The organism is Rhodococcus sp. 15-2388-1-1a (assembly GCF_002259145.1).
In the GTDB taxonomy this organism is placed as follows: Bacteria; Actinomycetota; Actinomycetes; order Mycobacteriales; family Mycobacteriaceae; genus Rhodococcoides.
In genome coordinates, this window is the sequence record NZ_NPFP01000018.1 from 196,817 (window position 1) to 209,622 (window position 12,806).

Annotated in this window: 12 protein-coding genes; 3 read left to right on the forward strand and 9 right to left on the reverse strand. The window is 65.3% G+C overall.

All coding sequences use genetic code 11. The features are described from left to right. Window positions 1–2: 2 nt before the first annotated feature. Window positions 3–563, reverse strand: a complete 561-nt coding sequence (locus CH302_RS12540) for an NUDIX hydrolase (RefSeq protein WP_032396972.1) — start codon at window positions 561–563, stop codon at window positions 3–5. 101 nt (window positions 564–664) lie between these two features. Between CH302_RS12540 and CH302_RS12545 the strand changes: the two genes are divergently transcribed. Beyond that, on the forward strand, window positions 665–2,131 hold the full coding sequence (locus CH302_RS12545) for a CCA tRNA nucleotidyltransferase (RefSeq protein WP_037195279.1): 1,467 nt from the start codon (window positions 665–667) through the stop codon (window positions 2,129–2,131). 19 nt (window positions 2,132–2,150) lie between these two features. Here CH302_RS12545 and CH302_RS12550 read toward each other — a convergent pair whose 3' ends face one another. The 3 genes from CH302_RS12550 to CH302_RS12560 are packed head-to-tail and all read right to left on the reverse strand — an operon-like array spanning window position 2,151 to window position 5,953. Next, entirely contained in the window at window positions 2,151–3,653 is a 1,503-nt protein-coding gene (locus CH302_RS12550; protein ID WP_037195277.1) for a DUF4185 domain-containing protein, read from the reverse strand. Between the two features lie 59 nt (window positions 3,654–3,712). Next, window positions 3,713–4,999, reverse strand: coding sequence for an MFS transporter (locus CH302_RS12555; RefSeq protein WP_037195275.1), 1,287 nt, complete (start codon window positions 4,997–4,999; stop codon window positions 3,713–3,715). 24 nt (window positions 5,000–5,023) lie between these two features. After that, entirely contained in the window at window positions 5,024–5,953 is a 930-nt protein-coding gene (locus tag CH302_RS12560; RefSeq protein ID WP_037195273.1) for an NAD-dependent epimerase/dehydratase family protein, read from the reverse strand. 118 nt (window positions 5,954–6,071) lie between these two features. Here CH302_RS12560 and CH302_RS12565 point away from each other — a divergent pair, with 118 nt between their 5' ends. Then, complete coding sequence (locus CH302_RS12565) at window positions 6,072–6,764, forward strand: TetR/AcrR family transcriptional regulator (RefSeq protein WP_037195271.1); 693 nt, start codon at window positions 6,072–6,074, stop codon at window positions 6,762–6,764. 48 nt (window positions 6,765–6,812) lie between these two features. Continuing rightward, window positions 6,813–7,430, forward strand: coding sequence for a YqgE/AlgH family protein (locus CH302_RS12570; RefSeq protein WP_037195706.1), 618 nt, complete (start codon window positions 6,813–6,815; stop codon window positions 7,428–7,430). Window positions 7,431–7,539: 109 nt separating this feature from the next. Here CH302_RS12570 and CH302_RS12575 read toward each other — a convergent pair whose 3' ends face one another. The 5 genes from CH302_RS12575 to CH302_RS12595 form a co-directional block, all read right to left on the reverse strand. Beyond that, the gene (locus tag CH302_RS12575; RefSeq protein ID WP_037195269.1) at window positions 7,540–8,856 is read right to left on the reverse strand and encodes a ferredoxin reductase family protein; all 1,317 of its coding nucleotides are present in this window, start codon (window positions 8,854–8,856) and stop codon (window positions 7,540–7,542) included. 92 nt (window positions 8,857–8,948) lie between these two features. After that, complete coding sequence (locus CH302_RS12580) at window positions 8,949–10,310, reverse strand: glutamate decarboxylase (protein WP_037195267.1); 1,362 nt, start codon at window positions 10,308–10,310, stop codon at window positions 8,949–8,951. 36 nt (window positions 10,311–10,346) lie between these two features. Then, window positions 10,347–11,348 carry a bile acid:sodium symporter family protein gene (locus CH302_RS12585; protein ID WP_037195265.1) on the reverse strand — a complete coding sequence of 334 codons (1,002 nt, stop codon included), beginning with the start codon at window positions 11,346–11,348 and terminating at the stop codon, window positions 10,347–10,349. A gap of 9 nt (window positions 11,349–11,357) precedes the next feature. Next, entirely contained in the window at window positions 11,358–12,338 is a 981-nt protein-coding gene (locus CH302_RS12590; RefSeq protein WP_037195263.1) for a DUF1648 domain-containing protein, read from the reverse strand. Window positions 12,339–12,342: 4 nt separating this feature from the next. Beyond that, window positions 12,343–12,747 carry an SdpI family protein gene (locus CH302_RS12595; RefSeq protein WP_037195704.1) on the reverse strand — a complete coding sequence of 135 codons (405 nt, stop codon included), beginning with the start codon at window positions 12,745–12,747 and terminating at the stop codon, window positions 12,343–12,345. Window positions 12,748–12,806 lie beyond the last annotated feature (59 nt).

A 12,806-nucleotide genomic window follows, 5' to 3' on the forward strand; every position in this document is an offset into this window, starting at 1 on the left:
GATCACTTCCCGCCGGGGATGGGTGCGCCCGAGTTGCCGCTGCTCATGTCGTCGATCAGGCGGGTGGCGATGGCGGCGAGTTTACGTTCGTCGGCATAGGCGAGTCGAGACGGTAGTTCGGTCAGCGGAACCCACGCGACCTCGGTCACTTCGAGGTCCTCGTCGGAGAGTTCGCCGCCCAGGAATCGGAGCAGGTAGTGGTGGACGGTCTTGTGGACGCGTCGGCCCTCGGTGACGAACCAGTAGTCGATGCTGCCCAGCGAGGCCAGGACGGTACCGCGGATACCGGTTTCCTCGGCGACCTCGCGCATGGCCGTCTGCTCGGCCGTTTCGCCCTGCTCGATGTGACCCTTGGGCAGGGACCAGAGCAGGCGTCCGCGGCGGTCGGTGCGGCCGATCAGGGCGGCGCAACGTTTGGCCGGCGGCCCGTCGAGGCCGTCGACCACGAGGCCTCCTGCCGAGGTCTCGCGGACGGTCCGCAGCTTGGGTGCTTCGGTGTCGGCGCGTGCCTGACGCCGCCGCGGGTTGCGGCGGCTCCTGTTCGCACGTTCGGCAGCAGACACCCGATCCATACTAGTTGCCTGTGCGCACTCTTCTACTGTGCCGCACCGCGGGGTGAAGGCCGGGACAATCGATCGGCTCGGCGCAAGTAGGCTCTTCCACCGTGGCCGATCAGTCCCTGTCCTCCGTTTCCGCCGAGCACACCGATGCCCGCCGGGAGAGGTTGCTGGCGGGAGCTGCGGTGACGCTGCGCGAACTCGCTCCGGTGTTGACGCCGCTGGGTGCACTGTTCGCGGCGGCGGGGCACGAGCTCTTCCTCGTCGGTGGCACGGTGCGCGATGCAGTTCTCGGTCGACTCGGAACCGACTTGGATTTCACCACCGACGCCAGGCCCGAGGACGTGCAGAGGTTGCTGTCGGGCTGGGCGGACCATCAGTGGGACACCGGCATCGCGTTCGGGACCATCAGTGCGGCCAAGGACGGCCAGACGATCGAGATCACCACCTATCGCACCGACTCCTACGATCAGGTCTCCCGCAATCCCGAGGTGCAGTACGGCAACAGCCTCGAAGACGATCTCGTTCGACGCGATTTCACCGTCAACGCCATGGCAGTACGTCTCGGAGCGGACGGGGCTCAGGAGTTCGTCGATCCACTCGGCGGTATGGATGCGCTGCTCGAGGGCGTTCTCGATACCCCGTCGGCACCGGAGGTATCGTTCGGAGACGATCCACTGCGGATGCTGCGGGCCGCGCGGTTCGTCTCTCAGTTGGGATTCACGCTGATGCCTCGGGTGCATCGGGCGATCGAGGACATGGCGGAGCAGATCGACCGCATCACCGCCGAGCGAATCCAGGTGGAGTTGGACAAGCTGTTGCTCGGCGCGCACCCGGTCGACGGTATCGACGTGATGTGCGAGACGGGGTTGGCGCAGCGGATCGTTCCCGAGGTGCCCAACATGAAGCTCGAGATCGACGAGCACCACCAGCACAAGGACGTGTACACCCACTCGCTGACGGTGCTCGCGCAGGCGATCGATCTCGAGGACGGCGATCCAGACCTCGTATTGCGTTGGGCCGCACTGCTGCACGACATCGGCAAGCCCGATACCAAGCGAAACGAGCCGGGCGGCGGAGTCAGCTTCCATCACCACGAGGTCGTCGGTGCCAAGCTGGTCCGAAAGCGCATGCGCGCCTTGAAGTATTCCAAGAAGATGATCGAGGACGTCTCGCATCTGGTGTTCCTGCATCTGCGTTTTCACGGCTACGGCAAGGGTCAGTGGACCGACTCTGCCGTCCGTCGCTACGCCACCGATGCCGGCGAGCTACTGCCCAAGCTGCACAAGCTGGTTCGGGCCGACTCGACCACGAGGAACAAGCGTCGAGCTGCGGCGCTGCAGGCCACCTACGACGACCTGGAAGAACGCATCGCCCGCATCGCCGAGCAGGAGGACCTGGCGCGGGTGCGGCCGGACCTCGACGGTAACGCCATCATGGAGTTGCTGAACATCCCGGCCGGACCCGACGTGGGCAAGGCATGGAAGTTCCTGAAAGAACTGCGCCTCGATCGAGGACCGCTCTCCCGCGAGGACGCCGAGGCCGCGCTGCTCGAGTGGTGGCCCACGCAGTAGGCGCGTCCCGCGCACGTGCTCAGGACGAGCGAAGCTCGGCCTTGACGAGGTAGACGTTGTAGCTGTCCCACTCGGAGATGGTGAAGTACAGCTCGTTCGAGGTCGACCACGGGTGAATGAAGCCGCCGTACGCCTTCGGGTACTCGGCAGTGTCGATCAGCGTGCTGGGCGCGGTCCACTGCCCTTGGGGTGAATTCGCCTCTCGCAGCCCGAGATCCCCGCGGATCGGATCGAGATACGTCATCTGCCACAGGCCTCGGGACTCGTCGTGACGGACCGACAGTTCCCCGGCCATACCGTCGGCGATGGGGGTGGCCTCGTTCGATCCGACGGGAGCCCAGGTGCCGTTCACCCAGTACTGGTAAGCGGTCTTGTTCAGTACGTCGGTTCTCGGGACGCGAGCGAGACCGACCTGTCCGACGCGTCCGTTGACGGTGCCGAACATGTAGACGTACTCCCCCGCCGGGACCATTGTGGACACCTGGAACTTGGAGAAGCCGAACACGTTGTCCCACTTGGCATGCTCGTCCTTGACCCAGGTCGAACCGTTGTCGTCGGAATAGGCGATGCCGCCGTAGTTGGTCCACCACATGCCGGGAATCGTGCTCCAGCGCCTGATGGACATGTACGACATGTACTGCCGATCGTCTATGGCGAAACCGGAGGTGGGAATGACCGTGGTCTCCCAGTTCTTCACCTTGCGCGAGGGCAGTAATTCGGCTGCGTGACAACGGGAATCCTGCACCATCGAGTCCAGGGTCATACCGTCGGACAGGTCGGTGTCGGTGCTGTGGCCGAGCGCGTTGGAGCGCCAGTCGTCGCCGCCGACGACGCCGAACTCCCACCCCTTACCGAAGGAATCGCCGAATGCGACGGCGACCTCGCCGGGCTTGCTCTCCCACATGATGCCGAGGTCGGTTCCGTTCACCTGCCAGCGCTTGTCGGTGCGGTTCTCCGACCCCGGTCCGGTCAATTGGGAGACCACTGCGACGCTCCCGACGGTGGGTACCGCCACAGGCGGAGTCTTCGGACCTGGCTCGGCTGCAGGGATGGCGGGTGCGGGTGGCGGCGTTGCCGGTGCGCCGCCCGGGCCGGGAATCGGGATGGGAATGGTTTCGGGTTGCGGGTCGATCTCGATGCGGGGGAACGGCAGATGATCTGCAGAGCCCGTTGCCGGCGTCGGTGAATCGGTGTCGTCGGTGAGATCGGGGCACGGGTCCGCACACGGGTCGGTCAGCGGTTCGGCCTGCACGCGAGTGATGTTCGGGGCGGGGTCGGGAACCGGCACGAGTTCGATCGACGGATACGGCACGGGGATCACCACACGATCCGGCAACGGCGGCAGCTGCGGCGGATTGCCCGGCCCGGTGGGCTCGGGTGGGTAGTCCTTGGGGTCGAATCCTGTTTCGCCACAGGAGTTCACCGGCGGAGGCGGTGCTGCGAACGCCGGGGGCGCAGCAAGAACGGCCGTACCTGCGGCAACCGCGAGTATGCACCCGAGCGACGTCGTGCGGCCGTACATGCGGTGCCCCCGTGTTCTCCGACGAAACCTATCGGTCCGATACGGAAAGGTACACCACGTCAGCGGCGTGTGCGCCCGGTGTTCATCACCGCCGCGGCCAGGCCGAGAGCGTAGATACCGGCCCCGACGAACACCAGGATGTGCGCGGTGGGGTCCTGGCTCAGATCGGTCGTGTCCGGGCCGACCGCGACCGCCGCAGCAGCGAGGGCAGCGACGAATGCGACGTTGAACACGGTGTCCTGCAACGCGAAAACGCGTCCGCGATGGGCGTCGTCGATCTCTATCTGCATGGCAGCGTCGCCACTGAGTTTGACGGTCTGCCCGGCGATGCCCAGAAGGAAGGCTCCGATCAGCAGACTGGTCTGCGTCAGACCCGATACGGCACCGAGCTGCGCCACGATGGCGAGCACAAGCGCGGCGGCGATCGTGCGGGTGCGCCCGAAACGGGGAACGGCGAAGGGGGTGATCAGGGCGGCGAGGAACATGCCGATCGCCGTGGCACCGACAGCGATGCCGAAGCCGGCGAGGCCGCCGGGCAGTGTGCTGCCCGTAGTCTCGCGAAGAATCAACACCATGATCAGCGTGTTGATGCCGAACACGATGCGGTGCGCACCGATGCCGAGCATCGCGGTCGTGACACCGGCGGAGCGCCAGACGGCCTGTGCGCCTGATTTCAGCCCTGCAGCAACGTCTTTCAGCGGACTGTCGGTGCGGCTCTCGACGCCCGGTCCGAGTGACCGTGGTCGGAAGCGGGCCGCAGCGATCGCTCCGACGATCGATCCGGTGGCGGCGAGACCGACTGCGATGCCCGAACCGAGATCCCCTGCGCCGACGAGACCGATCACCGCGACCGCGAGGCCCGCACCTGCTGCTGCGAAACCGGATCCGACGGTCGCCAGTACCGAGTTCATCGGCACCAGCCACGATTGCCGAATCACGTGTGGCAAGGACGCCGAGGCGCCGGCCAGTACGAATCTGCTCAGCCCTACAGTGGCCAGCGCCAGCAGCAACAGCGGTGTCGAGTCCACTCCGGCACACAGCAGCAGCGCGGTGGCCATGATCAGGACAATGCGGATCAGATTGGCCCACAGCAGGACCGACCGCCGATCCCATCGATCCAGTAGTGCTCCGGCGAACGGCCCCACGAGCGAATACGGGACGAGCAGCACCGCGAACCCGGCCGCGATCTCGGCAGGATTCGTCGCGCGCTCCGGGTTGAACAGAATGGCACCGCTGAGCGCGGCCTGGAACAACCCGTCGCCGAACTGACCGGCGAACCTGATGGTGGTCAGCTTGCCGACCCCCGGAGATTCGCGTAGCCGGGTACGGAAGGAAGCGTCGCTCACCGACGGGACTTTAGCCCCCGCCCGTCATACGGAGACGGCGGGCGTCGCGGCCCACCACGCCATCGTTGCGGCAGTGCCGTCGACGAGTGACGTCGGCTGCTGCCCGAGGATCGCCTCGCTGCGGCCCGAATCGAGAACGTAGGGGTAGCGGAACTGGTAGAGGGTGTCGCCGAGTTCCTTCATCGGTCCTGGCACCGCGCTCAGCAGTCGCAGTGCCCAGGCCGGAATGGTGCCGACCTTCGGAGACGGTAATTGTGCTGCAGCCGAGAACATCTCGATCATCGCTCGTTGCGACACCGCAGGCGCGGTGGGCGCATGCAGGACGGTGTTCCACAGCGACGGCGACGCCGCGGCCGTGATCATCGCGGCTGCCAGATCCGGGACGTAGGTGAACGAGTGAGGCAGATCGGCAGAGGCCAAGACGCGGACCGGTTTGCCGGCCAGAATCGGCGCGATCACCCGCTCACCCATGTGCGAGGTCAACACACGCGGCCCGTAGAAATCCGAGGCAGCGACGCTGACGGTGGGTGTCGAGTGCGCGTTGCGTGCGGCCAACAGTTGGGTGCGCACCCCCAGCTTGCGGAACGTCGCGTCTCGGGGCGAATCCTCGCGGATCGGTCCGTCGACCCGGCCGTAGGCGTACAGACTTTCGGGGAACGCGACGACGGTGCCCGCGGCCGCGTCGAGCACGCGGTGTTCCATCGCGACGAGCTTGTTCCGCCATACCGTGTTCTCGTACGCGACGTGGGTGCAGTGGTAGACGGCGGTGGCACCGCTCAGGTGCGGTCGAAGGTCATCGGATTCGATGTCCACAACGCGACGTTCGATCATCGGGTGCTCGGGGCCGCTGCCGGATCGAGTGAGGACTCGCACCGAATGACCCTGTGCAGCAAGCTGTTCGGCGACCGTCCAGCCGACAGGTCCGGCTCCGGTGACGACGTGAAGTTCGGTCATGATCGCTCCATTCGAGGTAAACGAGAGCGGTGCTCTCTGATACGTCGAGTCTGCACCCATGGCTGCACAAAAGCAAGAGCACTGCTCTCCTAAAAGAGCAGGAGTTACTGTGAGTGCCATGGCGAGCACTCCCCGCACCCGAGCCCGCGCTCAGACCCTGGCCGACATCACGCGCATCGGACGCGAACACCTGGCCGCCGATGGCGCCCCGGCCCTGTCGTTGCGCGCCGTCGCGCGGGACCTCGGAGTCGTGTCCTCGGCCGTCTACCGATACGTCGCCAGTCGCGACGAGCTGCTGACCCTGCTCGTCGTCGACGGATACACCGAGCTCGGAGACGCCGTCGACGCAGCGGTGGACGCAGCGGACGGACCCAAGGAGAAATTCCTCGCGCTCGGCCGGACGGTGCGGCAGTGGGGATTGCGGGAGCCGGCGCGCTACGCGTTGCTGTTCGGCAGCCCGGTGCCCGGCTATCACGCCCCCGCGGAGCAGACCACCGGGCCGGGCACTCGAGTGATCACCACGTTGGTGGCCGTCCTGCACTCGGCGTGGCAGACACGTCGACCGGACGTCGAGGCCGATCCGCCCGAGCTGGCGTCACTGCACGGCAGCTTCGAGGACATTCGTGCACAGATGGAGATGGATCTGCCCGACGAGCTGATCGCACTGGGAGTCATGGTGTGGGCGTCACTGTTCGGGGCCATCAGCTTCGATGTGTTCGATCAGTACGGAGCCACGACGTTCGCCAGCAGGGACGATCTGTTCGAGTATCAGTTGGGACTTCTTGCCGATATCGCCGGACTCGACTCATGAGGACTGGCCGTATCGCTTGCGCCACATCCGCGGGTGCTCGGTGCCACAATGATGAGCGTGGCATCGCATGCGGAGGAACCCGAGGACCAGACGGCGTCGGCCTTGCGCGATGTTCGTCCCGGCAGTCTGTTGGTGTCGTCCATCGAACTCGTGGAGCCCACGTTTCGGCGCACCGTCATCTACATCATCGAACACAACGACGCGGGCAGCCTCGGTGTCGTGATCAATCGTCCCAGTGAGACGGCGGTGCAGAACGTACTGCCCAACTGGTCCGAGCTGGCAGCCAAGCCGCAGGCGTTGTACGTCGGTGGCCCGGTCAAGCGCGATTCCGCCCTGTGCCTGGCGACGCTGCGGACCGGTGTGTCGATCGACGGCGTTCCCGGTCTGCGCCGCGTCGACGGCCGAGTGGTGATGGTCGATCTCGATTCCGATCCAGCCGATATCGGCCCACTCATCGAGGGTGTACGCATCTTCGCCGGATATTCGGGCTGGACGTTCGGCCAACTGGAAGGCGAACTCGATCGCGAGGACTGGATGGTGGTGTCGGCCTTGGCATCCGACGTGATCGGTCCGCCGCGAATCGATCTGTGGGCGCACGTACTGCGACGACAGCCGATGCCGTTGGCGTTGCTCGCGTCCCACCCGATCGATGTCGAGCGGAACTGATTCTCGATTATTGGGTCGCCAGTCCGAACCAAGCGGCAGCTCCGAGCAACAGCAGCGCGATGACGAAGACGGCGCGGGTCGTATAGACGTGTCTCACGATGACATCCGATCAGACGAAGGTGAAGCGTTCGGTGTGTACTCGCGGTGCGGGCACGCCGAGGGCTATCAACGAGTCCTCGATCGCGTCGAGCATGGGCCCTGGGCCACAGGCGAAGTACTGCATGGCGTGGTGCCTTTCGGGCAGATGACGAGCGAACATCTCACGATCGAGAAATCCCGATTCGCCGGTCCAGTCCGGCGGTGGATTCTGCAGAATGTGGATGATGGTCAGATCCAGGTGCTCGCGTAGATCGTCGAGTTCGGACTCGAAGGTGATGTCCTCTTCCGATCTGCTGGCATAGAACAGCACATAGGGTCGGCGATCGTGACGGTCGGCCATTGTGCGCAGGATGCTGATCATCGGCGTGATGCCCACTCCACCGGCTATCAGTACGAAGCCGGGGCCTTCGTGTCGATCCGGACCGAAGGCACCGTGGGGCCCGTCCAGATAGGCCCGCGAACCTGGGGTCAGTGTCGGTACCGTGGAAGTGAAATCCCCGAGATTCTTGATCGTCATCTGCACGGTTGCGGTGTTCTCGGCGCTCGAGGAGAACGAGAACGGATGTGCGGTGACGGCGAAGGGTGATCGCTCGACCATGATCCAGCCGAACTGTCCGGGCTCGAAGCGGAAGCCGTTGTGTCCCACTGGGCTCAGCGTCACGGTACAGGCGTCACCGCGCTCGGGTCGGACAGAATCCACCTGCCAGGGGCGTTGGATACGCCGAATCGGTCGGGCTACCCGTACCCACAGCAGCAACGACACCAGACCGATGGACATGATCAGCCAGAGCGCCTTCTTGACCGTGCTGTCCACGTAGTAGCCGACGAGAAGAACATGCGCCAACGCGAAGGCGACGACCACCACCGAGATCACCCCGTGCACGATCTGCCACACCTCGTAGCGCATCCGTAGCTTGCGCCGCCAGATCGACGTGCCGACGAGGACCAGCAACAACACTGTGGAGGTCACGGCGAACCGGGCCCGCCATGGTGCCTCGACGAGGTCGAGCAGGCCGAGGATGTCCGTTCCTGCGATCTGCAGCAGGATCGGATGAGCGAGGATGAACGCCAGCGCCACGTAGGACACCTGGCGATGGAACTGCACGAGCGCGTCCTCGCCGAATGGGGCTGCGGCAGCCTGGAATCGAGCGACCAGGGCGAACTGCATACCCATCATCGACAACCCGATGAATCCGAGGGCAACGGAGAAATCGGTCAGGAATCCTCGTCCGGGACCTGGGTGTCCCATCACCGCGAATATCAAAGGCACCACAGCCACTGCGATGTACAGACCGATCCAAGCGATACCGCGAGTCAACAGACCCATGCAGTCCACCCCATCTCCGGGTCCACCATGCTTCGGCGAGGACGCCGACGTCACTGGAGTGGACGCTACTCGGAACCTGCTCCGACGTGGGGTCAGTGAGCAAATGCGGTGGCCGTCGAGTGGCCACCGGATTTCAGTCCGGCGATCACGTCGTCGATGGCGATGCACAGCATTCGGCCCAGGTCCGCGCTGAAGCCCTCTCGGACGACGATTCGGAGTACGGCGACGTCGGTGGCGTTGTCGGGCATCGTGTACGCCGGCACCTGCCATCCGCGGGCACGTAGCTCGTGGGAGACGTCGAAGACGGTGAAACCGCAATGGTCCTTCAACATGAACGACAGGACCGGGATGGCCGATCCGTCGGTGATGACCTCGATGTCGGGATGCTTGTCGAGGTGTCGGCTCACGCGAACGGCCGTGTCGCGCAGCGCTTTCATGATGTCGGTGTAGCCGGACCGGCCCAGGCGCAGGAAGTTGTAGTACTGCCCGATCACCTGATTGCCCGGCCTGGAGAAGTTCAACGTGAAGGTGGGCATGTCTCCGCCGAGGTAGTTGACGCGGAAGACGAGGTCATCGGGGAGGTCTTCCTTGGTTCGCCAGACGGCGAATCCGATTCCTGGATAGGTCAATCCGTATTTGTGGCCGCTGGCGTTGATGGACTTGACCCGAGGCAACCGGAAGTCCCACACGAGCTCCGGGTACAGAAACGGTACGACGAAGCCGCCGCTGGCCGCGTCGACATGGACCGGTACGTCCGGCCCGCCGCTACCCGCGATCGCGTCCAGTGCCGCGCAGATCTCCTGTACCGGTTCGAGTTCCCCGGTGAACGTGGTGCCGAGGATCGCGACGACACCGATGGTGTTCTCGTCCACCGCGTCTCGAACCTGTTCCGGGGTGATGACGTAGCGACCGCGCTCGACCGGAAGGTACTTCGGCTCCACGTCGAAGTAGCGGCAGAATTTCTCCCACACCACCTGAACGTTGCTGCCCAACACCAGATTCGGAGTGCCGGTGCCGGCTCCTTTGGCTCGCCAGCGCCACTTGAGCGCCAAGCCGGCCAACATGACGGCCTCACTGGATCCGATCGTCGAGACCCCCGTGGCCGACGACGGGTCCTCCCGGTCGAGTCCCGGCGCGTGGAACAGATCGGCAACGATGTTGACGCAGCGTTCCTCGATGGCGGCGGTGGACGGATATTCGTCCTTGTCGATCATGTTCTTGTCGAACGTCTCGGCCATGAGTTTCTCGGCCTGGGGATCCATCCACGTGGTGACGAACGTCGCCAGATTCAGGCGCGAGCTGCCGTCGAGCATCAGTTCGTCGTGGATGTAGCGGTAGGCGGCGTCGGGGTCGAGCTGTTCCTCGGGAAGTCGCAGTGCGGGTACGGGATTGGTGGCGAGGCGGCCGGTGTAGGCCGCAGAGACGATACCGTCGGCATGGATTTTCCTGGTCATCGTCTTCTCCCGTGATCGGCTCGAGTGACACCCAATCTAGTCCGCGACGCTGCCCACCGGGCTCTGTTCCGTTTCCGGTCGTCGCGCGAAATGCTGGGCGATCACGGTGCACACCATCAGCTGAATCTGGTGGAAGATCAACAGCGGCAGCACGATCAGTCCGACGGGTTGGCCGACGAACAGCACAGCGGCCATCGGTAGCCCGCTGGCCAGGCTCTTCTTGGATCCGCAGAACAGCAGTACCATCCGATCCTCGAAGGGGAAGCCCAACCACTTGCCTCCGTACCAGGTGATCACCAGCACCAGGGCGAGCAACGCAGCGCACACCGCGACGACGACGCCGATGCGCCACACCGCCACCGAGGACCACACGTTCTGGTTCATGGATTCGCTGAATGCGGCGAAGACGACCAGCAGGATCGAACCGCGGTCGACGAGTTTCGTCGGCGCGCTGTGCCGGGTGAGCCAGCCTGTCACCCAGGGCCGGATGAGCTGACCGACGGCGAACGGAAGCAGTAGTTGCAGGGCGATGTCGAGCACCGAGCTGGGGTCGATGGTCACGGAACCGGTCGTGGTCATCAGGGCGATCACGAGCAGTGGGGTGACGAAGACGCCGATGATGTTGGAGAACGAGGCGCTCACCACAGCACCGGCGACGTTGCCGCGGGCGATGGAGGTGAAGGCGATCGAGGACTGCACGGTCGAGGGGACCAGGCAGAGGAACAGCATTCCGGTGTAGAGGTCGTCGCTGATGACGCCGGGGACGAGGATCCGCAGGGCCAGCCCGAGTGCCGGGAACAGCAGGTACGTGCACGCCAGGATCACCGAGTGCAGCCGCCAGTGTTTGACGCCGTTCCAGGCGTCGCGGGGCGAGAGTCGGGCGCCGTAGATCAGGAACAGCAGCGCAATGGCGATGCGCGTCACCCAGCCCAGTACGTCCTCCGCTGTGCCGGTCGCCGGGAAGAGGCTGGCCAGCGCTGCGACCGCGAAGATTCCCAACAGGAAGGGATCCAGCACGGTATCCCGCAACAACTTCACTCGGCTAACTTAATCCACCGTGGCGCTGCGAGTACGGGCGGTCAATGAGTTGAGAGTGCCTGCGATTGTCTTTGCGTCGGCAGAACCGATGGTGAGCCGGTCCCCGTTGGCGAACGTGACGAAGGCCGCGGGGCCGGCCTCGGTGGCGACGGCGTAGTTTCCGCGTCCCTTGGCCCGCAGACCCCAACCGCCGAACTCCTTCGAGGGATCGACCGCCCGAACCGAGGCGCCGGTGATCTCGTCGATTCCGTAATCGAATGCCGCCATGCCCAGGCTGGACACGAAGAGGCCGTCGCTGTCGATGTGCACGGTGAATCGCAGCAACGACAGAATCAGAATCGTCAGTGGGGCGAACAGGAAGATCGGCCACAGTGAGCTGGACAGATAGCACGTCAGAGCGGCCCCGGCCAGGGACACTGCCACGACGGTGATACCGGCGATGCGACTGGCACCGACGCGGACCACCAGGGGTAATTCGGGGCTGCACCGCGGGAGATCGGAATGCGGCGCAGACGTGGCGACGACGCGTTCGCGGTGGTCACGCAGTCGCGACGCGCCGAACAGCCCGGCCGCGAAGCCGACGACGGTCCCCACCGCGATGGCCCAACCGGGGATGGTGACGCTCTGCGCGGTCGGCATGTCCAGTTCGCGAACAAGGGTCGCGATCTGCAGAACACCGATCAGCCCGACGACGGTCAGCCCGATGATCAGCATCGTGCGACGCATGATCAGCAGCACCCGAGCCAACGACGCGACGGCGCTGCACCCGCCGCCCACCAGCACGATCACGATCGCAAGGGTCCAGGCGTTGGAGAGCGGATTGGAGAAGTCGTCCGGTTCGGTGCCGCTGAAGTGAGTGGCGACCTCCTCCGGCAGGCGTCCCTGCCACAGGTATGCCAGGACGAGTCCGAGTGCGGCTACCGCAAGGGGGACGACGACGCCGAAGACGACTCCGGCCGGGTCGAACGTGCGTAGTGCCTTCGCCTTCATCTGCTCAGCTCGGCTGGCAGGCGTCCTTGAGGCTGCACGAGATGCACGAGCTTCCGCATCCGTCCGCCTCGGCGGGTGGCGGAACGGCCGCTGCTGCGCGGGCCCCGATGGATCCACCGGCCGCGGCGATGAACAGCGCGGCAACGAGGGCAACGACGACGCCCACGACGGCGGCGATGCCGCTCAGTGCGAGAGCGGCCACGCCGCCGATGGCCAGCACCAGGGCCGATGCGGCGGTGGTGGGACCGGCGACGCGATTGGCGAGGGTGAACGTCTCGTCGTCACGCATGGCCTCGGCGGTGCGGACACCGGCAAAGCGGTTGCGTGGGAGCCGGCCCAGCAGCGACGCGAGGGCGACAGCGCCGACGACGAGGGCGAGCACGAACAACACAACCGAGACGATGACCACCTGGCCAGGATACGGCGCAGCGAGGTCCTGGTACCAGCCGGGCCGCGTCACACTTTAGG

Coding starts and splice junctions, on each gene's coding strand:
- CH302_RS12550 (WP_037195277.1), bottom strand. CDS start 3,653: ATGTACGGCCGCACGACGTCGCTCGGGTGCATACTCGCGGTTGCCGCA.
- CH302_RS12560 (WP_037195273.1), bottom strand. CDS start 5,953: ATGACCGAACTTCACGTCGTCACCGGAGCCGGACCTGTCGGCTGGACG.
- CH302_RS12565 (WP_037195271.1), top strand. CDS start 6,072: ATGGCGAGCACTCCCCGCACCCGAGCCCGCGCTCAGACCCTGGCCGAC.
- CH302_RS12570 (WP_037195706.1), top strand. CDS start 6,813: ATGATGAGCGTGGCATCGCATGCGGAGGAACCCGAGGACCAGACGGCG.
- CH302_RS12575 (WP_037195269.1), bottom strand. CDS start 8,856: ATGGGTCTGTTGACTCGCGGTATCGCTTGGATCGGTCTGTACATCGCA.
- CH302_RS12580 (WP_037195267.1), bottom strand. CDS start 10,310: ATGACCAGGAAAATCCATGCCGACGGTATCGTCTCTGCGGCCTACACC.
- CH302_RS12590 (WP_037195263.1), bottom strand. CDS start 12,338: ATGAAGGCGAAGGCACTACGCACGTTCGACCCGGCCGGAGTCGTCTTC.